Source organism: Methylobacter sp. BlB1 (assembly GCF_015476545.1).
Taxonomy (GTDB): domain Bacteria; phylum Pseudomonadota; class Gammaproteobacteria; order Methylococcales; family Methylomonadaceae; genus Methylobacter.
In genome coordinates this window covers 53123-76773 of sequence record NZ_JADMKV010000015.1, presented here as the reverse complement: position 1 = coordinate 76773, position 23651 = coordinate 53123, and the positions used below count along the sequence as shown (strand labels likewise).

General features: G+C 47.6%; 21 protein-coding genes and 1 tRNA gene. 4 read left to right on the top strand and 18 right to left on the bottom strand.

What is annotated here, in order from left to right; genetic code table 11:
- Positions 1-39 precede the first annotated feature (39 nt).
- The 4 genes from IT781_RS08150 to IT781_RS08135 all read right to left on the bottom strand — a co-directional run bounded on the left by IT781_RS08150 (position 40) and on the right by IT781_RS08135 (position 3268).
- Positions 40-825, bottom strand: coding sequence for a hypothetical protein (locus tag IT781_RS08150; protein WP_194969652.1), 786 nt, complete (start codon positions 823-825; stop codon positions 40-42).
- A gap of 56 nt (positions 826-881) precedes the next feature.
- Entirely contained in the window at positions 882-1298 is a 417-nt protein-coding gene (locus IT781_RS08145) for a YqaA family protein (RefSeq protein WP_228779011.1), read from the bottom strand.
- 74 nt (positions 1299-1372) lie between these two features.
- On the bottom strand, positions 1373-2284 hold the full coding sequence (locus IT781_RS08140) for a copper oxidase (protein ID WP_194969650.1): 912 nt from the start codon (positions 2282-2284) through the stop codon (positions 1373-1375).
- Between the two features lie 390 nt (positions 2285-2674).
- Positions 2675-3268, bottom strand: a complete 594-nt coding sequence (locus IT781_RS08135; RefSeq protein ID WP_194969649.1) for a hypothetical protein — start codon at positions 3266-3268, stop codon at positions 2675-2677.
- Between the two features lie 285 nt (positions 3269-3553).
- Here IT781_RS08135 and pgi point away from each other — a divergent pair, with 285 nt between their 5' ends.
- Positions 3554-5185 (top strand): glucose-6-phosphate isomerase, encoded by a 1632-nt coding sequence (pgi, locus tag IT781_RS08130; RefSeq protein ID WP_194969648.1) that lies wholly within the window; start codon positions 3554-3556, stop codon positions 5183-5185.
- A gap of 227 nt (positions 5186-5412) precedes the next feature.
- On the opposite strand, the gene tadA is transcribed toward pgi, so the two are convergent.
- The 3 genes from tadA to guaB form a co-directional block, all read right to left on the bottom strand.
- Entirely contained in the window at positions 5413-5874 is a 462-nt protein-coding gene (gene tadA, locus IT781_RS08125) for a tRNA adenosine(34) deaminase TadA (protein WP_194969647.1), read from the bottom strand.
- A complete protein-coding gene (guaA, locus tag IT781_RS08120; RefSeq protein WP_194969646.1) occupies positions 5865-7454 on the bottom strand; it encodes a glutamine-hydrolyzing GMP synthase in 1590 nt (529 codons plus the stop codon). The genes tadA and guaA overlap by 10 nt, the downstream gene beginning before the upstream one ends.
- 82 nt (positions 7455-7536) lie before the next feature.
- A complete protein-coding gene (guaB, locus tag IT781_RS08115) occupies positions 7537-9003 on the bottom strand; it encodes an IMP dehydrogenase (protein ID WP_194969645.1) in 1467 nt (488 codons plus the stop codon).
- 390 nt (positions 9004-9393) lie between these two features.
- Here guaB and IT781_RS08110 point away from each other — a divergent pair, with 390 nt between their 5' ends.
- Positions 9394-10185 carry a heme-binding protein gene (locus tag IT781_RS08110; protein ID WP_194969644.1) on the top strand — a complete coding sequence of 264 codons (792 nt, stop codon included), beginning with the start codon at positions 9394-9396 and terminating at the stop codon, positions 10183-10185.
- Positions 10186-10318: 133 nt separating this feature from the next.
- Here IT781_RS08110 and IT781_RS08105 read toward each other — a convergent pair whose 3' ends face one another.
- Positions 10319-11107 carry a sulfite exporter TauE/SafE family protein gene (locus IT781_RS08105; protein ID WP_194969643.1) on the bottom strand — a complete coding sequence of 263 codons (789 nt, stop codon included), beginning with the start codon at positions 11105-11107 and terminating at the stop codon, positions 10319-10321.
- Positions 11108-11196: 89 nt separating this feature from the next.
- On the opposite strand from IT781_RS08105, the gene IT781_RS08100 reads away from it, so the two are divergent.
- Together IT781_RS08100 and IT781_RS08095 are read left to right on the top strand one after the other, a co-directional pair.
- On the top strand, positions 11197-12423 hold the full coding sequence (locus tag IT781_RS08100) for a multifunctional CCA addition/repair protein (RefSeq protein WP_194969642.1): 1227 nt from the start codon (positions 11197-11199) through the stop codon (positions 12421-12423).
- Between the two features lie 49 nt (positions 12424-12472).
- Positions 12473-12955, top strand: a complete 483-nt coding sequence (locus tag IT781_RS08095) for a YajQ family cyclic di-GMP-binding protein (RefSeq protein WP_194969641.1) — start codon at positions 12473-12475, stop codon at positions 12953-12955.
- On the opposite strand, the gene IT781_RS08090 is transcribed toward IT781_RS08095, so the two are convergent.
- From IT781_RS08090 to IT781_RS08045, 10 genes are all read right to left on the bottom strand, one after another.
- On the bottom strand, positions 12945-13841 hold the full coding sequence (locus IT781_RS08090) for a CPBP family intramembrane glutamic endopeptidase (protein ID WP_194969640.1): 897 nt from the start codon (positions 13839-13841) through the stop codon (positions 12945-12947). The two genes, IT781_RS08095 and IT781_RS08090, sit on opposite strands and share 11 nt — an antisense overlap.
- On the bottom strand, positions 13838-14575 hold the full coding sequence (locus tag IT781_RS08085; RefSeq protein WP_194969639.1) for a 16S rRNA (uracil(1498)-N(3))-methyltransferase: 738 nt from the start codon (positions 14573-14575) through the stop codon (positions 13838-13840). Before IT781_RS08085 ends, IT781_RS08090 begins: the two co-directional genes overlap by 4 nt.
- 2 nt (positions 14576-14577) lie before the next feature.
- Positions 14578-15927, bottom strand: a complete 1350-nt coding sequence (locus tag IT781_RS08080) for an adenosylmethionine--8-amino-7-oxononanoate transaminase (protein ID WP_194969638.1) — start codon at positions 15925-15927, stop codon at positions 14578-14580.
- 20 nt (positions 15928-15947) lie between these two features.
- The gene (gene metF / locus IT781_RS08075) at positions 15948-16808 is read right to left on the bottom strand and encodes a methylenetetrahydrofolate reductase [NAD(P)H] (RefSeq protein WP_194969637.1); all 861 of its coding nucleotides are present in this window, start codon (positions 16806-16808) and stop codon (positions 15948-15950) included.
- A gap of 99 nt (positions 16809-16907) precedes the next feature.
- A complete protein-coding gene (gene ahcY, locus IT781_RS08070; protein ID WP_194969636.1) occupies positions 16908-18200 on the bottom strand; it encodes an adenosylhomocysteinase in 1293 nt (430 codons plus the stop codon).
- A gap of 25 nt (positions 18201-18225) precedes the next feature.
- Complete coding sequence (metK, locus tag IT781_RS08065; RefSeq protein WP_194969635.1) at positions 18226-19386, bottom strand: methionine adenosyltransferase; 1161 nt, start codon at positions 19384-19386, stop codon at positions 18226-18228.
- A 67-nt stretch (positions 19387-19453) separates the two neighbouring features.
- A tRNA-Ile gene (locus IT781_RS08060) sits at positions 19454-19530 on the bottom strand.
- Positions 19531-19542: 12 nt separating this feature from the next.
- Positions 19543-21348, bottom strand: coding sequence for an RNA polymerase sigma factor RpoD (gene rpoD / locus IT781_RS08055; protein ID WP_194969634.1), 1806 nt, complete (start codon positions 21346-21348; stop codon positions 19543-19545).
- An 80-nt stretch (positions 21349-21428) separates the two neighbouring features.
- A complete protein-coding gene (dnaG, locus tag IT781_RS08050; protein WP_194969633.1) occupies positions 21429-23162 on the bottom strand; it encodes a DNA primase in 1734 nt (577 codons plus the stop codon).
- 31 nt (positions 23163-23193) lie between these two features.
- Entirely contained in the window at positions 23194-23643 is a 450-nt protein-coding gene (locus IT781_RS08045) for a GatB/YqeY domain-containing protein (RefSeq protein ID WP_194969632.1), read from the bottom strand.
- Positions 23644-23651: the final 8 nt, after the last annotated feature.

The window sequence follows — 23651 nt, the reverse complement described above, 5'->3', positions numbered from 1 at the left end:
CTATTCGTTTATTTCCTCAATCAGCATCTCTCTAATTTATTACTCGTTGCTGGCTCCTTGATATGCACTTTCTCGCGATTTATCCGATTTAATACGCATACTGACCGTTTTCAACGCTCGTAATAGCGGTGCAGCTCCACCCATCGCTACCGCATCGACTAAGCAATACCAGGCAGCAACGCCGCTTGGCGGATTGCCTTGCGGCAAATGCAACACCGGATCGATAGCCGCCCACTTCCAGGTCCCAACCGCGGTGCCAATAATTTCCAACCATGTCGTAATAAAAAAGGCTGCAAGATAAACCATGGGTGAACGCCCCTTGAAAAGATAAATCAGAAAAACGCAAAACAGCAAAGCACCTACATAATCACCCTGCTCCGCATAGCCGCTGATACCCCAGGCAGACCAGGCGCCACACACGAGCACTACAAATGTGGCGATTTCTCTGGCATATCTTAAAAACAGTCCTGAGCGCCCCAACGCCACAGCCGTCAAATAAACCATGCCATGCCCCGGCGGCACATAAGCCGGCACATTGCCAAAACGATAGGTATACCCGCCCATAAAAGGCGAGGCAAAATGTTCCCCTATAGTGGCAAAAATGATGGCAATAATTACCTGCATTCTGACTTCTTTGTTTTCGCCGAGCAGTAAACCTGTTAAAAACACCCATCCGCAGACGCCTAGCGCATTTTGTTTCTCCAGCGTAGCATTAGCGTCAGCCGTTAAACAGACCGCTACGCAAAAAAAAGTAAAGGCTGCTATAAAATAATCCCGTTTTTTATGCGCATAAGCACCATCAACAGGTGGGAAATGGCGTAACATTTTTTACCTCGTCAAATTAACTTCGGCTCCGTCATAAAGTCTTCTATGACATGGCCTTATATAAATACCCAAGCAATTGCGGCATACCTTGCAAATTTACCTGACAAAATGATTAAACAAGCCGGCAATAAAGGAAGCCTCAACCAACCACCAGCAAAACACAAAGCATCCCCAACCAATGGCAACCATGAAAAAAATAATGCCCAAACGCCTCTTTTTCTGACTATATCGAGCGCTTTCTGCTTCTTTTCCGGCAATAGCGTAGCCATAGGAAATTTTTTAGCGGCCAGAAGGCCTAAAATCCACGTCGTCATTGCGCCCAGCGTATTGCCTATAGTGGCAACAATGACTAATTGCTCAATCTGATAACAGCCTTCCGCTACCATATAAGCCAGTACCGCCTCAGATCCACCTGGGGCAATCGTTGATGATATAAAGGCACTAATAAATAATCCCTCTATTCCAACCAGCATCTCTTGCACTTAATTTCTCCCAAAAAAAAACCCCTGTAGCCCAAAAAGCACAGGGGTTTTTATATTGCCAGAATTTAACTTCCGGGTAATGTCTTGTTCTTGCTGGAAATGACCAACTTAACCAGATCAGACAAAAATTTTACAATCAATTCGATAGCCGATCTCAATAAATCGAAAATATAAGCCACTATTTCCGATGCGCTCATTCCTTTGAATTTGCGAGCCAAAAATGGCGCCAGCAGTAAGCCGATCGCTAATCCAATTACGGTCATTCCCGAAATCATCGATTCGTCTTTTTGCTCTGGTGCGACTGCAGGCACACTTTTTGTTGCAGCAACTGGAGCAGCAGTCTGAGCCCCCGCATTGCCGGCAACAGCCGCGGCTGTTATCGACTGAATGCCTGAGTAATCATCTTGAATAGCATAATCAGTCACACCTGGAATACTAGGCAGATCTCCGTCGCCTTTACCAACTTTCAACTGGGCTTTCATACCTTTTTCCATATGCTGAGCGATATCGCAGTGCACCAGATAAGTTTTATCGCCGGGAGGAAGAATCAATGTACCGGAAATTTTTGCAGGACCTGTTACTTCCAGATGGAACATGCCTTTCGGATACAAATACTTGGGCAGGCCATGCATCATCCATTGGTGGCGGATGTTATCGTCATTGATAAAATGAACCGTCAGCTTGGTACAGGGCTTGAAATTAAATTCCTGAGTATCAAACGCGAACATTCTTCCTGGAAACTTTTCAGCGTATTTATGGCCGGCGCGGACAGTAATTTCCTTGGTTTCAGATATTTCTTCGCAGCCGCCTGGCAAGGTATCGGCATTCTGCCCCATCACCATGCCGCCACCCATATCCATTAAGTGGCCATCGCCATGACTCATAAGCGAGTTATGCTCTTCATACTCTTCCGCCGCCATAGCCGCCGGTACGGAAAAAAGAAAGCTTATTATCGCCACTGATAACAACTTCACCATTCTAAGTTTCCTCTTTACTGGAAAAAATCAACAAAAGTTTTTATTAAAGAATAATAAAAACTGATCAGAAAAATTTCTGAATGCATATCCCTTGCCAAAGATCCTGCATGCTGTTTTTTTATGACAGCCTTGGCTTCGGTTCAACATAAACTACTGCATCTACTTCACCTAGATTAGGCGGTAGATCAAATCTTGCCAGACTGGCATTCTGCATTCAAAAAATTTTATCTGCATCTTAATTTTGTTGATCCCGTCTTGGGCAAATCCATGATAGCCATGCCATAAATTGCATTAACATCATAGCCAGACCCTAAAACATCAAGGAAGTTCCGATAATTTAAGGTCTGGCTTTTAAATAACTAACTGTTAATCTTGGCTATCAGTCATTGATCAAAAACCTTTAACCTTAGCCAATATTCCATCGATCAGACGCTTGAAGCCTGCATGTGACAGATACAGTACGTATAAGCCTGCAAATGCAAAGAATGCGTATAAGAGTATGCTGCCGCTTTTTACCTCTTGCCCTTTGCCTGCCATGAAGCTCATGTGGGCATCCAGTCTATCGCCTTGATCTGGAACCAATGTAATATGGATCAGATATTTGCCCGCTTCTGGCACACCGTTAGGTAAAGATAAAACTACAGTACCGGATTTATGCTTATTAGCTTCTTGGAAAAATACCCGATTGCCTTCAGGTTCTTTTGTTACTTCAAACTCAACCGCCATATTTCTGTATCTGACGTCCTGATAATCAAATACAAGCTGAGTTAATGTATTGGTATTGGGAATGTTGCCGCAAAAATCTTCGGCCGGGAAATCTTTCGGTTGATAAGCGGTATAGTGAATCCAATGATCCTTTTCCAATTCAAATTTACATTGATCGGTATCGGTACCAGCTGCTCCACCGTGTGCCCACAACGAGGCAGAAAAAAACAACCCCAGGAATCCTAGGCCAACTCTTCTTAATATCTGTGCTCTATTCATACTACCTTCCAGTTTTGCTAAATAAATAATTATTATTATTAGGAAAAATGCAACCGCCCCTATTTACATAGCTTGAGCTCATAAAAACTGTATTTGCTCTCTATCTTGGCTCATAGCAACTTGCAACTCTAGCATATCGCCCCATACAAATAAAGGAATTGATGGAAAGTCATGTGCTATAAAAGTATAATGTTGCCAAATGATAATGCCCTTATAGCGCTATTGCCATCATTGGGCCCTTTTCGTAGACTTACACTAAATTTTATTCAGCCGGAACTCAGCACAATGTCATCTCTGACCACCTCAGAAGCCTGGAAAGCCTTACAAAACCATTATCATCAAATACACAAGCATTCACTGCGCGACAGCTTTGAAAGTGACAGTCATCGTTTCGATAAGTTCTCCCTTACTTTTAACGATATTCTTTTTGACTATTCCAAGAACAGAATAACTGAGGAAACACTGCCTCTTCTCATAGATCTTGCCAGACACGCTGGGCTTGAATCAAAAATCCATGCCATGCTCTCCGGAGCGATTATTAACAATACCGAACGCAGAGCCGTTCTGCATACCGCTCTGCGTAACCGGAGCAATAAGCCGGTTTATGTGGACGAGCAAGACGTCATGCCGCAAATCAATAAGGTGCTCGCTAAAATGCGCGCCTTCTGCGATAGTGTTCGCTCGGGCGAATGGAAGGGTTATACCGGCAAAGCCATCACCGACATCGTCAATATTGGTATCGGAGGTTCTGACTTAGGCCCGAAGATGGCCTCGACTGCTTTGACGCCTTATGCCACAGATGCATTAAAAGTTCATTTTGTCTCCAATGTGGACCAGGCCGATCTTATAGAAACTTTAAAATGCTTGTCCCCTGAAACAACACTGTTTCTTATCGCATCCAAAAAATTCAACACGCACGAAACCATGACTAATGCAAAGTCTGCAAGAAACTGGTTTCTGGACAGCGCGAAAGATCAAAAAGCCGTTGCCAAGCATTTTGTCGCCATTTCGACCGATATCGACAAAATTGCCGAGTTCGGAATAGACGCCAACAATATGTTTGAATTCTGGGATTGGGTAGGCGGCCGTTACTCACTTTGGTCAAGCATAGGCCTATCCATTGCCTTGTATGTCGGCATGGACAATTTTGAGCAGTTGTTGCAGGGCGCTCATGAAGTTGACGAACACTTCCGCAGCACGCCTTTTGAAAAAAATATCCCTGTCATCATGGGGCTGTTAGGCATCTGGTATAACAACTTCTTTAATGCCGAATCGCACGCCATTTTGCCCTATGACCAATCCCTACGCTATTTAGCCGATTACTTTCAGCAGGGCGACATGGAAAGCAACGGCAAAAGTATCGATATGAATGGCGAAAAGGTTGACTACAGCACCGGCCAGATTATCTGGGGCCAGCCCGGCACTAATGGACAGCACGCTTTTTATCAGCTCATACACCAGGGCACCAAACTGATTCCTTGTGACTTTCTGGCCCCTGCACAAAGCCATTACCATTTGCCTGAACATCATGACATTTTGATCTCAAACTTCCTGGCGCAGCCTGAAGCTTTGATGAAAGGCAAAACGACCGAAGAAGTCAAACGGGAACTGACACCGTCCGAACAGGCCGACCCGGTGCTGGTCGCTTCAAAAGTATTTGAAGGCAACAAACCATCCAATGCATTTTTATTCAAGAAACTGACGCCCAAAACATTGGGCTCATTGATCGCATTGTATGAACATAAAATTTTCGTTCAAGGCGTGATCTGGAACATCAATTCTTTTGACCAGATGGGCGTGGAATTGGGAAAAGTATTAGCCAAAGCTATACTTCCCGAGCTTCAGAATGAAGAAATTATCAAAAGCCATGATGGCTCTACTAATGCGCTGATCAACACTTATAAACAATACCGATAATGGCCGCCCCCAGGTTAACGCATTAAAATATCTGAGCATCATTCAAATAACCGACGAAGCAAATGGTGATGCCGCAACTCTAGTTGAGTTGCGGCATCATGCAACGCCAGCTCAAAGCCTTGGCGATATTTCAATCACAATACTGACAGCATCAGGTCAGATTCAGGCAACTAATCGCGCTTAGCATGCTGCGATAATGACTGCGAGCACATCAATCAGAAACGATATCAACGCCTAGCGCGAAAAAAATCCTTTAACAATTCCCCGCATTCTTCTTCCAACACGCCACCGGTCCAATTGACCCGGTGATTTAAAAAGCTTGCATCGCTCAGTGACAAGGCGTTGCAAACAGCGCCCCGTTTGGGATCGAAGGCTCCGAAAACCAGCCGCTTAATGCGCGCATGACTGATAGCGCCCATACACATCACACAAGGCTCCAACGTAACGTATAACGTAGCGTCACAAAGCCGATAATTTTCCAGCGCAATACCAGCCCTGCGGACAGCTATGATCTCGGCATGAGCAGTCGGATCATGAGTAACTATCGGCATGTTCCAGCCTTCGGCAATACATTGATCATCCTTAACAAGGACAGCACCGATCGGAACCTCTCCTTGTTGCTCGGCACGTTGCGCCAGCCTGATGGCATAGCGCATCCATGCTTCATCCTGTGATTGTATTATTCCCATTCAATGGTTGCGGGCGGCTTGCCGGATATATCATAAGCCACACGCGAGATGCCTGGCACTTCATTAATAATACGACGAGAAACCACATCAAGAAATTCATAAGGCAAATGTGCCCAGCGCGCCGTCATGAAATCAATCGTTTCAACAGCCCGCAAAGCGATGACATAATCGTAGCGACGACCATCGCCCATAACACCGACCGATTTGACTGGCAGGAATACGGCAAAGGCCTGGCTGACTTTGTCATAAAGCTCATGTCGGTACAGCTCTTCAATGAAAACGGCATCAGCCTGACGCAACAAGTCCGCATACTGTTTTTTGACTTCACCTAAAATCCTGACGCCTAAACCGGGCCCAGGGAACGGATGGCGAAATATCATTTCTGAGGGCAGTCCCAGTTCCAGACCCAGCTTTCTAACCTCATCCTTGAACAATTCCCGTAAAGGCTCGACCAATTTCAAGGCCATATCTTCAGGCAATCCGCCGACGTTGTGATGAGATTTGATCAGATGCGCCTTGCCGCTTTTCGATCCCGCAGACTCGATCACATCGGGATAAATCGTGCCCTGCGCCAACCATTTTGCATCGGTTAATTTCGCCGCTTCTTCATCAAAGATTTCAATGAACAAATTGCCGATAATCTTGCGTTTCTGCTCGGGATCGCTGACACCGTTCAAGGCGTCCAGATAGCGCTGCTCCGCATTGACTCTGATGACTTTAACCCCCATGTGCTCAGCAAATGTCGCCATGACTTGATCGCCTTCGTGTAAACGCAGCAGACCGGTATCGACAAAAACGCAGGTCAACTGATCGCCTATGGCCTTATGCAGCAACGCCGCCACAACAGATGAATCCACCCCGCCGGACAAGCCTAAAATCACCTGATCGCTACCGACCATCGCGCGCACGGACTGAATGCTGTCTTCTATGATATTGCTGGCTGTCCATAACGCCTCGCAGCCACAAATATCCAACACAAAGCGGGACAATATGCGTCCGCCCTGTTTGGTGTGAGTGACTTCCGGATGAAACTGCAGGCCGTAAAACGCTTTTTCTTCATTGGCGATACCGGCAATAGGCGCTCCATCCGAGCTGGCAATCAGCATAAAACCATCAGGCATGTCAACAACACGGTCGCCATGGCTCATCCAAACATCCAACAATCCATAGCCTTCCTCAGAAACATGATCCTCTATACCGGCCAGTAATTTGGAATGGCCGCGCGCCCTGATCTGCGCATAACCGAATTCCCTGTGATCGGAAGACTCGACCTTGCCACCCAGCTGTGCAGTCATAGTCTGCAATCCGTAACAAATACCCAATACAGGCACGCCCAGATCAAACACAATTTGCGGCGCTCTCGGCGTATCGCCGCTGGTTACCGTTTCAGGACCGCCCGACAAGATAATGCCGTTGGGCGCGAATTGTTCAACATCTTCCGCACTGCATTCGCAGGAGTAAATTTCGCAGTAAACGCCGATTTCGCGAATTCGCCGCGCGATTAATTGAGTATATTGCGAGCCGAAATCTAAAATAAGGATTTTGTGCGAATGGATATTCGCGGACTGTTGCTGCTTCACGGTAAAACTCGACAGTTATATTCGTTTAAAAAAACAAGGGGCTCCTGAGAGCCCCAACAATGTATCTTTATGTCGCCGGCATTTAATCGAGGCGGTAATTGGGCGCTTCTTTTGTAATGGTCACGTCATGTACATGACTTTCCCTCATACCCGCACTGGTCACACGCACAAATTGAGCCCTTTCATGCAGTGCGGCGATAGTTTGACTGCCAGTGTAGCCCATGCTGGCGCGAACACCGCCCAGCAATTGATGAATGACGGCCAGCAAGCTGCCTTTATAAGGCACTCGACCTTCAATGCCTTCCGGCACCAACTTTTCGACCAGTTCGGTTTCTTCCTGAAAATAGCGGTCGCTGGAACCTTGCTGCTGCGACATGGCCCCCAAAGAGCCCATGCCACGATATGATTTGTAGGAACGGCCCTGAAACAGCTCAATTTCACCTGGCGCCTCTTCAGTGCCGGCAAATAATCCGCCTAACATCACGGCATGCGCACCCGCAGCCAGTGCTTTAGCGACATCACCGGAATAACGGATACCGCCATCTGCAATTAAAGGCACGCCAGTACCTTTCAATGCATCGGCCACATTACTGACTGCTGTGATTTGCGGAACACCGACACCGGCAATAATGCGCGTTGTGCAAATGGAACCCGGCCCAATACCGACCTTGACGCCGTCGGCGCCAGCCTCAACCAATGCGCGCGCCGCTTCCGCAGTAGCGATATTGCCGCCGATGACCTGAACCCCGGGATAATGCTGCTTAACCCAGCGAACCCTGTCCAAAACGCCTTGCGAATGGCCATGCGCCGTATCGACGACAATAACGTCGACACCAGCCGCCACCAGCGCAGCCACGCGTTCTTCAGTGCCATGCCCGGTGCCAACCGCTGCACCGACTCGCAGCCTTTCATGTTCATCTTTACAGGCCAATGGGTAATCCTTGGCTTTCTGAATATCTTTTACGGTAATCATACCCCGTAAATGAAAGGCATCATTTACGACCAGTACTTTTTCTATGCGATGCTCATGCAGCAACGCAATCGCTTCTTTACGATCGGCATTTTCACTAACCGTAACTAAACGTTCTTTGGGCGTCATGACTTTGGTTACCGGTTCGTCAAAACGAGTTTCAAAACGCAAATCACGGCTCGTTACAATACCGACCAGCTTATCGCCATCGACTACCGGTACACCGGAAATATTTTTAGCCCGCGTTAAGTTAATAACATCCCGAATACTGGTATCAGGCGAAACGGTAATCGGATTTTTGATTACTCCGCTCTCGTACTTTTTAACGTTACTAACTTCCAGCGCCTGCTGCTCGGCAGTCATATTTTTATGAATGATGCCTATACCGCCTTCCTGAGCAATGGCAATCGCAAGTCGTGCCTCTGTTACGGTATCCATAGCCGCGGCAACCAGAGGAATATTCAGCGCAATGCCACGTGTCAATTGCGTTTTCATTTCTACATCTCGTGGCAGCACAGTCGAGTGCGCGGGCACTAATAAAACGTCATCAAACGTGAGCGCTTCCTGAATAATTTGCATAAACCACACCTAAAAGCCTTAATTAACATGACACTATAGCACTAACTGCCAATAATCGCCATATTATAATTTAATTTCTTGACATATTCTCACAAAAGTGTAGCTCCTGTGGCTCTCAACTTGTCTTCTAAGAAACACCTAAAGGCATAAAACTAGGACAAGAACTAATTGAATAGATGCCTAAGCAGAGTTACTTAATAGAACAGACGCATTTATTCTCTGCATATAGACTGGAATCCATATGATTTCTTTCTGTAGCTAGGCTATTGATTGATTCCTACACTTAAGCTATTTTTACATAGTCTTAATTTATTGACGTCTATAAAACATAAGACAATGTAATTTAAGTCAAAACACATCAATACCAACAATAATTATCTTTACATTTTTATGAAAATATTAACTCAATCTAAAAGTTTACTGCTAGGCTGCGCAATTGCACTCACTTCTATTGCCACCAATGCGGCAGAGCCAGTGGACATTTGTCCGGATGCGGCATCCAGAACATTTATTCACAATCAATTAGAAACATTATTAAAACAAGTTCAAGCGTCATCTGATAAGAATGGTGGCTTCGGTTTCAATATGTGGGCAACGGTTGTCAATCGGGCCGGTGTAGTCTGCGCGGTGGCTAAATCCGGCGCCGATAGTGGTGAACAATGGCCGGGCAGCCGTGTCATTTCGGCACAAAAAGCTAATACAGCCAACAGCTTCAGTCTCCCTGACTTTGCCTTATCAACAGCCAATTTGTATTCTGCTGTACAACCAGGAGGTACTCTATTTGGCTTGCAAGAAAGCAATCCAGTCGACACAAGCGTCGCCTATGCTGGAGATGCTGCAGCTTACGGCACAGCCAATGATCCTATGGTCGGTAAGAAAATTGGCGGCGTCAATGTATTTGGCGGCGGCTTACCACTGTATGATGTCAACGGAGCGCTCTTAGGCGCAGTTGGCGTAAGTGGCGACTCCTCATGCGCGGATCACAACATCGCTTGGCGCATGCGCCAAGACGCTAACATGGACCATGTTCCAGGAGGCGTAACTGCAAACAAGGATGACAATATCATTTACGACATTGATCCCACCACTTCCAAGAGCAAAGACGGCTGGGGCCATCCTTCTTGCAGCAATGCAGCCAAAACAATCGCCGAAGGCTTTGCCAAAGCAGGTTCAGGCTCCTAAAACAAGCGTCGTTCCATACGCAAAAAAGCCGCCTTCCAGCGGCTTTTTTCATACAATAAATGAAATATGGAAATTGATGAATAACCTCTAGCAAAAAGGCTGCCGCAATCCTTTGACTTAGCAATTCTATCGTTTAAGTTAAAATAAGTTTGACTGCCATTAAAAAAATCAAGATGGAAAAATAGCGCTTTAGCTTCTGCGCCGGCAGCCGATGAGCCAGTTTGGCGCCAATCGGAGCCGTAAGGGAACTGCCCAGGCTGATGCCTAAAAAAGCAGGCAGATAGACATAGCCCAGACTCCATTCCGGCAACTGAACTTGATTCCAGCCCAATACCGCATAACTGATCGTACCCGCCACAGCTATCGGCAAACCACAGGCGCTTGATATCGCCACCGCATTACGCATGGCATATCGGCAGCGCACAAGATAAGGCACGGTTAGCGTCCCCCCGCCTATTCCCACTATGGACGACATCAAGCCGATCAGGTTCGCCACGATAAAATCCAATACCTTAGACTCCTTGACCGCTCCGGGTTCTGGCATTATCTGAAAAGCCATCTGCACACCGACATAAAGTAAAAAAACGATAAAGATGTAACGCAATACATCAGCGTCTATATGATTTGCTACTACAGCTCCGAGCGTTGCCCCGACCATAATGCCTGGCGCAAGCCTGAGCACTTTTCTCCACATCACAGATCCTAAGCGATGATGCGCCAGCACAGAAGCCATTGAGGTAACAATTATCGTCGCCAGCGAGGTTGCCACTGACATTATCATAACCAGATCAGAAGCCATACCGTACATTGTAAATAGCAAAACCAGAACAGGCACAATGACTACCCCTCCGCCAATGCCGAAAAGACCGGCCAGCAATCCTGAAACCATCCCCAATATCACGCTCAACAAAAAAAATATCATTATTGCCCTCTATAAATAACCGCTAACGCGCGGCAGCCACCGATTATGTTATTCTAAGTCCGACACTAATAAAGCGCCCGTATAACTCGATGAAAACATTTCTGGTAGGTGGTGCCGTACGTGACAAACTACTCAACTATCCAGTCAAGGAAAAGGATTGGGTTGTCATCGGCGAGACACCTGAATCAATGGTAAAAAAAGGCTTTCGTCCGGTAGGCAAGGATTTTCCGGTGTTTCTGCATCCGGAAAACGGTGAGGAATATGCGTTAGCCAGAACCGAAAGAAAAACCGCTCCAGGTTATAAAGGATTTGTCGTGCATGCCTCTCCTGATGTAACTCTGAAACAGGACCTAATGCGCCGTGATTTGACGATTAATGCGATCGCGATGACGCCGCAAGGCGAAATCATCGATCCGTATGGCGGCAAAAACGATATTGAAAATCGCATTTTCCGCCATATCTCGCCGGCTTTTGCCGAAGACCCTGTACGCATACTGCGCGTGGCCCGCTTTGCAGCCCGATACAGTCATCTCGGCTTCAGGCTGGCTGAAGAAACCCGGGTGCTGATGCGGCAAATGGTGACGGCCGGCGAAGTCGATCACCTCGTGCCGGAACGTGTCTGGGCGGAGTTATTCAAAGCGCTTAACGAAAAATCACCGTCCGCTTTTTTCTATACGCTAAAAGACTGCTCCGCTCTGGAGAGAATTTTTCCTGAAATTCATAACCTGTTCGGCGTACCGCAACCGGAAAAGCATCACCCTGAAATCGATACCGGCGTGCACGTCATGCTCTGCCTGGAACAAGCCGCAGCGTTATCTTCGAGCCCTGAAGTCAGATTTGCGGCTCTGATGCATGATCTCGGCAAGGCCGTATCGCCCAAGGAAAATTGGCCGCATCATTATAATCACGAAAAAAACGGCCTGCCCATATTAGAAAATTTATGTGCTCGCCTGCGTGTGCCTAATTCATTCAAATCGCTGGCCATGCTGGTTATGCGCCATCATACGCACTGTCATCGAGCCTTTGAATTGCGCCCATCGACTTTAACGGACATGCTGATGACTTTGGGCGTCTTTAAACCGACCAATAATACTTTGGACCATTTCCTGCTGGCCTGCGCCGCCGATGCCAAAGGCCGCATAAATCATGAGAACAATCCTTATCCTCAGGCAGACTATATAAAAGGCGCCGCCAAAGCCGCCGCCTCGGTGGATACCTCGGCAATATTAAAGAGCAAACTTCAAGGCGCGGAAATCGGCGAAGCCATACGCCGCCTAAGAATTAGGGCCGTTGCCGAATTTATTGCGGTTGAATAATGCACTCAATCGAACTATAGTAAAAATTTTACTGACTTAATCATACGCCATGCCTTCATTTGACATCGTTTCCGAATTTGACAAACACGAAGTTACAAATGCCGTTGACCAGGCCAATAAAGAAATCAGCACGCGTTTTGATTTCAAAGGCACAAATTCAAGCTTTGAATTGAATGATGACAAGATATCCATGATTTCTGAATCCTCGTTTCAGTTGCAGCAAATGTTCAGCATCATCTGCTCCAAACTCACCCGACGCGGCATAGACATTGCCTGCATGGATGTCGCCGATCCCAAGCCCAGCGGCAAGGGCATGCGCCAGGAGATTACGATGAAGCAAGGACTTGATTCGGCTTTAGCAAAAAAGATCGTTAAATTGATCAAGGACAAAAAACTGAAAGTCCAGGCCGCCATTCAGGGTGATCAGGTCAGAGTGACCGGCAAGAAAAGGGATGACCTGCAGGAAGTAATTCAGATGATCAGGGATGAGAAAATCGACATGCCGCTGCAATTCACCAATTTCAGGGATTGATGAATGCGGGCTTGTTAATCCAGCGGTAAACAAGATATCCGGATATTGCCAGGCCGAGCCAGCCTATCACCAGGGGCCCGATCAAGCCATCATAGTACCTGTTGACCAAATAAAGATACTCCGAGCTGAAATTGGTATTGAACAGGCTCTTGCTCATCTTTATCTGCCAGACCCAGCTGGTATGACAACCGATACACAACCCTAGGCTGGCTTTGAACTCCGTCCGGAGGATACCCAAGAAAATACCGACCATAACCAGAGCCCAGAACGCCGACAGAATATCCGGATTCAATAGATTGAAAAACGCTTCACCAAGCAGTTTGAATCCGCTCAATGGTGTTATTTCCTGATGCGGAATATTAATGTCGCTGTCTAGAAAATGCAGGACCGCGTAATAAATGGCGCTGATCACAATGGCAGCTATAACAGACATTTTGCGCTTCAGCCCCGTTAACAGTACGCCTCGAAACAAAGGCTCCTCAACCCAGGAGATAATCAGCGCCAACAACAATGACAGCGCCATTTTTTTTGCCAGCAGCGAGACTGTCCAAACATGACTCTGATCGACAACATTGACGCCGAGTCCATACAGCACAATAACAACCGGCATTAAGGTTACAAAGCCGAGCCCGAAGCCCTGCAGCACCTGCTTAAAAAAAACAGCCTTGCCGGCGAAACCGATATCTGCTTTTTTGAATCTGAAATAGGCCATGACCGGAAAAATACTCAGCACCAGAAAGAGTTGTGCCGACTTCTTGATTATTTTGCTTAACGGGAACTGATCGCCGATGCCCAGAGCGATAAAATAACCAGCCAGGCAGGCTATAAAAATAGCCCCTAGCAGAACCAGCAGCGGCACAAGGGCGTAATAAATAGACTTGATCATTTCCAGCTACCGAAATCGCCCCACAGCATCTGCACGGCCGATAATGCAGCCAATGAAGCCGTTTCTGTTCTTAGTATCCGACTGCCTAAGCGCACCGGGATAAAGCCCGCCGTTTTCGCAAACTCCCGCTCCTGATCAGAAAAGCCCCCTTCGGGTCCGGACAGCAGCGTGACCTTCATGTCTTCGGGTTTTAAATCAGCTAAAGATGCTTCGGCGTAAGGATCCAGAAAAACCTTCAAACCGCTCTGTTGATCCGCCCAATTCGATAAATGCTCGATCTCAGCCAACTCAGGCAGCAATGTTCTGCCGCTTTGCTCGGCAGCATGCTGCACTATTTTTTGCCAATGCTGTAAGCGCTGCTGTTTTTTCTCGCCTTTAAACTGTACGACGCAACGTTCGGTCAGCAGCGGCGTCATGGCACTAACGCCGAGTTCAACGGCCTTTTGTACCGCAAGGTCCATTCTATCGCCGCGCGAAATGCCTAATCCGAACGTTATCGTTAACGGCGATTCGACAGTGCGATCCAGCCATTGCTGCACATCGATCAGCACCTGCTTGCGGCTGACTTCGACCAGCGTGCATATATAATCGCCGCCGTTGCCGTTAAACAAAATGATCTGCAAATCTTTTTTCAGCCGCAGAACCGTCCTGACGTAATGAGCACTATCCTCATCAAGTATTATTTGCCGGCCTTCGGCCAGATCTGCGGGCACATATAATCGTGAAATACGCATGTTTAATCCTGAACAGCTAGTTGTATGCCAGCCCAGGCCACATCCGCTATCAGCCGAATTTCATCCTCGGTCACCACATAAGGCGGCATAAAATAGATGACATTGCCCAGCGGCCTCAATAAGACGCCTTTGGATAAGGCATATTGATAAACCCGTAAGCCGCGGCGCTCCTGCCAGGGATAGGGCTCTCGCGTTTGCTTGTTTTTGACCAGTTCGATAGCCAGTATCATGCCGGCCTGCCTGACTTCCGCCACCTGCGGATGCTCGTTAAAGCGCACCGCCGCCTTAGCCATTGCCTCAGCCAGTTTTTTATTTTTCTCTATGATATTTTGCTGCTGGAAAATCGCTATGGTTGCCAAGCTGGCCGCGCATGCCAGGGCATTGCCGGTATAACTATGGGAATGCAAAAAAGCCGTCAATTTCTGATAATCATCATAAAAGGCCTGATAGATCTGATCGGTAGTCAAAACGGCCGACAAGGGCAGATATCCGCCGGTCAAGCCCTTGGACAGACAGATAAAGTCCGGCGTGATTGCCGCCTGTTCACAGGCGAACAGCGAGCCGGTCCGGCCAAATCCGACCGCTATTTCATCGGCAATCAGATGCACATTGTATTTATTGCAGGCTTCGCGCAGCAATTTCAGATAGATGGGATCGTACATGCGCATGTTGCCGGCGCACTGCACCAAGGGCTCGACAATGACTGCACAAGTTGTATCGGCATGCCGTGCGAATGTCGCCTCCATGAGCGAGAACCGGCGTATGCAGTAATTCTCCCAGGATTCGCCTGGCTCCCGATAATAGCAATCCGGTCCCGGAACCGTAATGACGTCCATCAGCAATGGGCCATACGTTTCCTTATAGAGTGCTACATTACCGACAGCCAAAGCGCCCAGGGTTTCGCCGTGATAACTGTTTTCCAGCGTGATGAATTTAGTCTTTTGAGTCTGCCCGAGATTGCGCCAGTAGTGGAAGCTCATTTTGAGCGCTACTTCTACGGCTGAAGAACCGTTATCGGCATAGAAACACCGGCTAAGTCCCCGGGGCGTGATCTCGACCAGTCTTTCCGCCAGACTGACAGCCGCTTCATGCGTGAAGCCTGCAAGAATCACATGCTCCAGCGTATCAAGCTGCTCTTTTATCGCGCCATTGATGGCAGGATTGGCATGCCCGAATAGATTGACCCACCAGGAACTGATCGCATCCAGGTAACGATTGCCTTCAAAATCTTCCAGCCAGACGCCGCTGCCCTTTTTTATCGGGATAATCGGGAACGCTTCATGGTCTTTCATTTGGGTGCAAGGATGCCACAAAACCGACAAATCGCGATCGGAAACTACTCGGTTAGTCATGAACGGAGGCAGGCAGAGTCTTATTCAGCCCGCTGCCCAATATGCAGATTTTCGCAGATGGCCAATGTCGGTCCGGCCTGATTCATGGTATAAAAATGCAGTCCCGGCGCACCACTTTCAAGCAAGCGCCCGCAAAGCGCCGTCACCACATCAATGCCGAAAGCCTGTATGGCCTTGCGATCATCGCCGAAACATTCCAGCCGCTTTCTCATCCAGCGCGGAATATCGGCACCGCACATCTCTGAAAACCTGAATAATTGCGAATAATTGGTAATCGGCATGATGCCGGGCACGATCGGAATATCGATACCGCTTTTTTCGCACTGATCAATAAAATAAAAATAGGCTTCGGCGTTATAAAAATACTGCGTAATAGCGGCATTGGCGCCGGCTTCGACTTTGCGCTTGAAATTCTTGAAATCCTGGTCGCCGTTCACAGCCTGAGGATGCACTTCAGGATACGCGGCCACATGAATTTGAAAATGATCCCCGGTTTCCTGCCGGATAAATTCCACCAGTTCGTTAGCATATCGGAATTCACCGGCTGACAACATGCCGGATGGCAGATCGCCTCTTAAAGCCACGATTTTTGATATGCCATGATCCTGGTAACGTTTGAGAATTTCGCGGATATTCTCTTTGGTCGATGCCACACAGGATAAATGTGGGGCTGCAGCGATTCCTTTAGATTGAATCTCGATAACTGACTCGAAGGTTTTTTCGCGAGTTGAACCGCCAGCGCCGAAGGTGACTGAAAAAAAGTCCGGATTGAGCTTGGCCAGCTTGCTGTGCACCACCTGTAGGTTTGCGGCGCCTTCTTCTGATTTGGGCGGATAAAACTCAAAACTGAACAGCTGTGGATGCTTTTTCTGTGATTGCATTTTTATTTGAAAGGGAAATGTAAAAACCTGCTCTGCATGTTCCGGTACTTATACTATAGCGGAACGGGTTTGCCAATACTGACAAACCCGTCTACTTGATCAGTAACGGTAATGATCGGCTTTATACGGGCCGTCAACGGAGACGCTGATATATCTGGCCTGCTCGTCAGTCAAGCGGGTCAGTTTGACGCCCAGCTGCTTCAGATGCGCAGCCGCCACTTTTTCATCGAGTTTCTTGGGCAGAATATAAACCTTGTTTTCATACTGATCTGCGTTCTTCCAAAGTTCTATCTGAGCCAGAACCTGGTTGCAGAATGAATTGGACATCACAAAGCTCGGATGACCCGTCGCGCAGCCCAGGTTCACCAATCGCCCTTCCGCCAGCACGATCAACCGTTTGCTATCAGGAAAAATGACATGATCAACCTGTGGCTTAATATTTTCCCATGTGTATTGGCGCAATGAAGCGATATCAATCTCGGAATCGAAATGGCCAATATTACAGACGATAGCCTGGTCTTTCATCGCGGCCATATGACTATGCGTAATAACATTGACGTTACCAGTTGCGGTCACAAAAATATTGGCAACAGACGCGGCGTCTTCCATGGTTACGACACGGTAGCCTTCCATTGCCGCTTGCAATGCACAAATCGGGTCAATTTCAGTTACCCAGACCGTCGCGCCCAAGCCGCGCAGCGATTGCGCACAGCCTTTGCCGACATCGCCATAACCGCAAACAACGGCGATTTTGCCAGCCACCATCACATCCGTGGCGCGCTTGATGCCATCGACCAATGATTCGCGGCAACCGTACAGGTTGTCGAATTTTGACTTGGTCACCGAATCATTGACATTGAATGCCGGCACTTTCAGCGTGCCTTTGGATACCATTTCATAAAGCCGCAAAACACCGGTTGTCGTCTCTTCCGATAGGCCTTTCACGCCTGACATTAATTCAGGGTATTTTTCGTGCATCATGAGAGTCAAATCACCGCCGTCATCCAAAATCATATTCGGACGCCAACCATTAGGACCTTCAATAGTCTGGGCAATACACCACTCAGCTTCGGCTTCCGTTTCGCCTTTCCAGGCAAAAACAGGAATACCGGCCACGGCCATTGCCGCTGCGGCATGATCCTGGGTTGAAAAAATATTGCATGACGACCAGCGCACTTCTGCGCCTAATGCGGTCAAGGTTTCAATTAACACCGCCGTTTGAATGGTCATATGCAAACAGCCGGCGATACGCGCACCTTTTAGCGGTTGCTCCAGACCGTATTCTTCCCGCAATGCCATCAAACCCGGCATTTCCGTTTCAGCAATGTTGATTTCTTTGCGACCCCATTCAGCCAAAGCGATATCGGCAACTTTATAATCTGGTAAGCTCATCGTTTCCTGCCTGTATTTTATAAGATTAAAGGCCGGCCGCTTCTCTCAAAGCGTCCACTTTATCGGTTCTTTCCCAAGTAAAACTCTCTTCCGTGCGACCAAAGTGTCCATAGGACGCGGTCGGTTGATAAATAGGACGCATCAGGTCGAGCTGGGCAATCAAACCTTTCGGTCTCAGGTCGAAATTGTCGCGGATAATCTGTACCAATCGATCTTCACTGATTTTGCCAGTGCCGAATGTTTCAACACTGATAGAAGTCGGCTCGGCCACGCCAATCGCATAAGATACCTGAATTTCGCAACGATCGGCCAACTCAGCCGCGACGATGTTCTTTGCCACGTACCGGCCCATATAAGCTGCAGAACGGTCAACTTTTGACGGATCTTTACCTGAGAACGCACCGCCGCCGTGTCTCGCCATACCGCCATAGGTATCAACAATAATTTTACGACCTGTCAGACCGCAATCGCCGACAGGACCGCCGATAATGAACTGTCCGGTTGGATTGATAAAATATTTGGTGTCTTTATGCAGCCATTCCTTAGGCAACGTGTGCAGGATGATTTCATCCATGACCGCTTCATGCAGTTGTTTTGCACCGATTTCAGGTGAATGCTGAGTCGACAAGACAACCGCGTCTATGGCAACCGGCTTGTTATTTTCGTAGCGGAATGTAATCTGGCTTTTTGCATCGGGGCGCAGCCAAGGCAATGTTTTGTTTTTACGGACTTCAGCCTGGCGTTTTACCAGCAGATGCGCATAAGTAATAGGCGCCGGCATCAAAACATCAGTTTCATTGCTGGCATAACCGAACATCAAGCCCTGATCGCCCGCACCCTGTTCATGATCGCCGGACTCATCAACGCCCATCGCGATATCAGGAGACTGTTTGCCGATCGCATTCAGAACAGCACAGCTTTGACCATCAAAGCCGATATCGCCGTGATCATAACCGATTCCGCAAACCACTTTACGCACCAGCTCTTCGGTATCAACCCAGGCATCCGTGGTAACTTCACCGGCCAAAACGACCATGCCGGTTTTTACCAATGTTTCACAAGCAACCCGAGCCTTAGGATCCTGCGCTAATATTGCATCCAATATCGCATCTGAAATTTGATCCGCAACCTTATCCGGATGCCCTTCTGAAACTGACTCTGATGTAAAAATGAAATTATTGCTCACGATGCTGCCTTCTAAAAATATAAAACCCAGATAGACAAAAGGCTGCCGAGGCAGCCTTTTACATTTGTGGTGGGCCCTGTAGGACTTGAACCTACGACCTGCCGATTATGAGTCGGAAGCTCTGACCAACTGAGCTAAGGGCCCTCTAACTGTTAACTATTCGCCATCCAAAAAGCATCTCAATTGCTCTGACCTTGATGGATGCCTGAGCTTTCTCAACGCCTTGGCTTCAATCTGACGAATTCTTTCACGCGTCACATCAAACTGCTTGCCGACTTCTTCCAGCGTATGATCGGTATTCATATTGATGCCAAAACGCATGCGCAGAACTTTGGCTTCTCTTGCCGTCAATCCAGCCAGCACATTTTGTGTTGATTCACGCAATCCCGCAATTGTAGCAGACTCAACCGGGGACAATACTTTAGCATCTTCTATGAAATCTCCCAAATGAGAATCTTCATCATCCCCTATGGGCGTTTCCATGGAAATAGGTTCTTTGGCTATTTTCAATACCTTACGAACTTTATCTTCCGGCATTTCCATGCGCTCCGCCAACTCTTCCGGCGTCGCTTCGCGCCCCATTTCCTGCAGAATCTGCCTGGAAATACGGTTTAATTTATTGATCGTTTCGATCATATGCACTGGAATACGGATCGTTCTGGCTTGATCCGCGATGGAGCGGGTAATCGCCTGCCTGATCCACCAGGTTGCATAGGTTGAAAACTTGTAGCCGCGGCGGTATTCGAATTTATCGACCGCCTTCATCAAACCGATATTACCTTCCTGAATCAAATCCAGGAATTGCAGGCCGCGATTAGTATATTTTTTAGCGATCGAAATAACCAGCCTTAAATTCGCTTCGATCATTTCTTTTTTCGCGCGCCTGGCTTTGGCTTCGCCAATAGACATGCGCCGATTGATATCTTTCAACCCGTTAATAGTCAGACCATACTCAGCCTCAATATCTGCCAGCACTTTTTGGACCTTTCTTAAGTCTTTTTCGTGCTCTTTCAGAGTTGCCGAATATTTATTGTCGTCGCTCAATAACCGGTCAAACCATTCCGCATTCACTTCACTTTCGGTAAATAAAGCAATAAACTCTTTGCGCGGCATTTTGGCATGCCTGACGCAAATATCCATAATCACTTTTTCCTGTTCGCGGACAGTGGCGACGCCGTCAGGAATAATAGCCGTCAATTTTTTCAAGTATTGCGGAGTCCACTTGAATTCCATGAACAGGTCAGCCAATGCTTCGAAGGCCTGTTCTGTTTTATCACTGGAATAGCCGTATTTTTTGATTGCCGATGAAGCCGTTTTAAGTTGTTTCCGGAGCTCTTCTACTTTTAACTTGACCTCTTCATAGTCGAGACCTTTGGCTTCGTCTTCAACTGCCGTTTCTTCATCATCAGTTGCAGATGATGCGCTGACCAAAGGCTCCGACTCGCTTAAATCGACAAAGCCTGAAAGCAAATCAGCCAGCCTGATCCCGCCCTCTTCTCCGGAAATAGCGTCAAATGACTGCAAAAAGTGATCAACAACAACGCAAGACCTGGCAATAGCCTTAACAACCTGCTGCTGGCCTTCTTCAATCCGCTTGGCGATTTTTAACTCATCATCACGCGTCAACAGCTCAACTGAGCCCATTTCACGCATGTACATGCGCACCGGGTCCGTAGTTCTGCCAAACTCGCTGTCAACGGATGCTAAAGCCGCAACCTCTTCGGCATCCTCGTCATCGGTAGTAACAGCTGCAGAATCGGTGATCAGGGAATCTTCATCCGGCGCAACTTCGTAAACTTGAATCCCCATATCATTAATCATGCCAATGATATCTTCAATCTGTTCCGGATCGACAATATCGCTAGGCAAGTGATCATTAACCTCGGCATAGGTCAGGTACCCCTGAATCTTGCCTTTGGCTATCAATTGTTTAAGTTGGGATTGTTGCTGTTCTTGATTCATATTTACTCACTGAATGCTCGGTTCAGCACGACTACGCTGAACCGGAAATTGTACTATAAACTTTGCTGTTTGGCATTAAATTATTTACCTGCCAACATCTTACGCAACACCTCTTTTTCCTGCGCATTCAATCCATTGACTTTCGCTTTGGCTAGCAATCTATCTATATTTGCTTTTCGCGCCTGATCAAGCAACCGATCCAGCGCATCACAAAACACCGCCTCCACACCTTCATCCGAAACCAGCAAATCCAAGAACGCCAGCGCCTTCACTGATTTCTCTTCGGCAGCATCACGATAGGACTCAACCAAAACAGCAGCATTCGCCGGTTGCTTATCAAGAATCATGCGCAGCACACTCTTGAACAGATCAATACCGGGAAATTCCAATCCACACCAATCAATCTCCCTTTGCTCAACAAGTTCAGCCAATCTAGGATTCTGAATCAACAAAGCTATTGCCACGCGCGCCAATGATAGTCGGCCACGCTCTTGGCGCTTACCATTTTCCTTTGCTGGTCTAAGTGTAGTCGCATTTGTTGAAACGTCCAGCACCAAAAAGCCCGATAATTGCTTAAGCCGCGCAAACATCATTTCCCGAAACACACCTTCCGGCAACCTCTCCAGATACGGCTTAGCCTTGCCGACCAATTGCGCACGCCCTTCCATTTCGGATAAATTCAACTCTTCTGCAAAATGCCCAAAAAAATAATCCGATAAAGTCGCAGCCATCTGCACACGTTCTGAAAATTTATCCACCCCCTCCTGACGGACTAATGAATCGGGATCTTGACCCTGCGGCAACAACATGATGCGTATCAATCGTCCATCCTTCAAACCGGAAAAAGCCGGCTCCATGGCGCGCCACGCCGCCTGACGCCCCGCTTTATCACCGTCGAAGCAAAATACCAACTCCGAAGAAAACCGAAACAACAGATCAAAATGCGCTTGCGATGCCGCCGTCCCTAGCGCTGCCACTGCGTAATTAATTCCAAACTGAGCCAAGGCGATAACATCCATATAACCCTCGACAATCAAAATCCGTTCTGGTTTCGAATTCTTTTTCAGAAGCTCGTACAGACCATAAACTTCCCGGCTTTTATGAAATAGGGATGTTTCCGGAGAATTCAAGTACTTGGGCAAAGAATCATCAAGCACCCGCCCACCAAAACCGACAATGCGGCCTCGCCTGTCTCGGATGGGAAACATAACCCGATCACGAAACCGATCATAAATCTGCCCGCTCTCGTTACTGACCAGTAAACCGGCCTCCAATAGCAACTTCTGATTAAACCGATCAGTCAAGGCCGCCCATTCGTCGGGCGCATAACCAAGCATAAAATCACGGGCAACCTGACCACTGACTCCACGCGCCTTTAAATAGTCAACCGCTTTTTTCCCCTGAGCATGAATGCGCAGCTGCTCCACATAAAAAGCCGCCACATCCTCCATAACCTGGTACAAACTGCGTAAATCTTCTTTATTCTGCTTTTGCCCAGATTGAGAGGCTACCGACTCCCGCGGCACATCGACACCGACAAAGGTCGCCAAATCCTCAACTGCTTCGACAAAATTAAGATGATTAAAATCCATCAAAAAACTGATGGCATTACCACTGGCTCCGCAGCCAAAGCAATGAAAAAATTGCTTTTTGCGATTTACAGAAAAACTGGGCGTTTTTTCAGTATGAAAAGGACAGCGGGCGACATAATTAGCACCCGTTTTTTTTAGAGGAACGTGCGAATCGATTAAATCGACGATATCAACCCGCACTAAAAGCTCATCAATAAAATCGCGAGGAATCCTACCGGACATGATCTACCCGGACAAAATCGGCACAAGCAAACTAGCCAGCCAGGACAGCCTTAATTTTCGCACCAACAACCGCCATATCGGCACGACCTTGCATTTTTGCCTTAAGCAGCCCCATGACCTTGCCCATATCCTTAACTGACGCCGCGCCAGATTCAGCTACCGCTTCCTTAATCATGGCGTCAATTTCGGCTTCGGTGAAAGGCTGAGGCAGAAAATCCTGAATCACCAAAATCTCAGCCTCTTCAATCTCTGCCAGATCGCTTCGACCGGCATCGGTGTACTGACGGATAGATTCGCGGCGCTGCTTCAGCATCTTATCGAGAACCTGGATAACGCGATCATTATCCAGCTCAATCCGCTCATCGACCTCAACCTGCTTGACTGCAGCCAGAATCAAACGAATCACTGCCAATCTGGATTTATTGCCGCCTTTCATGGAGGCTTTCATATCATCCTTGATACGATCTAATATCAAATCCATCTCATTAA

Coding starts and splice junctions, on each gene's coding strand:
- IT781_RS08150 (WP_194969652.1), bottom strand. CDS start 825: ATGTTACGCCATTTCCCACCTGTTGATGGTGCTTATGCGCATAAAAAA.
- IT781_RS08145 (WP_228779011.1), bottom strand. CDS start 1,298: ATGCTGGTTGGAATAGAGGGATTATTTATTAGTGCCTTTATATCATCA.
- IT781_RS08140 (WP_194969650.1), bottom strand. CDS start 2,284: ATGGTGAAGTTGTTATCAGTGGCGATAATAAGCTTTCTTTTTTCCGTA.
- IT781_RS08135 (WP_194969649.1), bottom strand. CDS start 3,268: ATGAATAGAGCACAGATATTAAGAAGAGTTGGCCTAGGATTCCTGGGG.
- pgi (WP_194969648.1), top strand. CDS start 3,554: ATGTCATCTCTGACCACCTCAGAAGCCTGGAAAGCCTTACAAAACCAT.
- tadA (WP_194969647.1), bottom strand. CDS start 5,874: ATGGGAATAATACAATCACAGGATGAAGCATGGATGCGCTATGCCATC.
- guaB (WP_194969645.1), bottom strand. CDS start 9,003: ATGCAAATTATTCAGGAAGCGCTCACGTTTGATGACGTTTTATTAGTG.
- IT781_RS08110 (WP_194969644.1), top strand. CDS start 9,394: ATGAAAATATTAACTCAATCTAAAAGTTTACTGCTAGGCTGCGCAATT.
- IT781_RS08105 (WP_194969643.1), bottom strand. CDS start 11,107: ATGATATTTTTTTTGTTGAGCGTGATATTGGGGATGGTTTCAGGATTG.
- IT781_RS08100 (WP_194969642.1), top strand. CDS start 11,197: ATGAAAACATTTCTGGTAGGTGGTGCCGTACGTGACAAACTACTCAAC.
- IT781_RS08095 (WP_194969641.1), top strand. CDS start 12,473: ATGCCTTCATTTGACATCGTTTCCGAATTTGACAAACACGAAGTTACA.
- IT781_RS08090 (WP_194969640.1), bottom strand. CDS start 13,841: ATGATCAAGTCTATTTATTACGCCCTTGTGCCGCTGCTGGTTCTGCTA.
- IT781_RS08085 (WP_194969639.1), bottom strand. CDS start 14,575: ATGCGTATTTCACGATTATATGTGCCCGCAGATCTGGCCGAAGGCCGG.
- IT781_RS08080 (WP_194969638.1), bottom strand. CDS start 15,927: ATGACTAACCGAGTAGTTTCCGATCGCGATTTGTCGGTTTTGTGGCAT.
- metF (WP_194969637.1), bottom strand. CDS start 16,808: ATGCAATCACAGAAAAAGCATCCACAGCTGTTCAGTTTTGAGTTTTAT.
- ahcY (WP_194969636.1), bottom strand. CDS start 18,200: ATGAGCTTACCAGATTATAAAGTTGCCGATATCGCTTTGGCTGAATGG.
- rpoD (WP_194969634.1), bottom strand. CDS start 21,348: ATGAATCAAGAACAGCAACAATCCCAACTTAAACAATTGATAGCCAAA.
- dnaG (WP_194969633.1), bottom strand. CDS start 23,162: ATGTCCGGTAGGATTCCTCGCGATTTTATTGATGAGCTTTTAGTGCGG.
- IT781_RS08045 (WP_194969632.1), bottom strand. CDS start 23,643: ATGGATTTGATATTAGATCGTATCAAGGATGATATGAAAGCCTCCATG.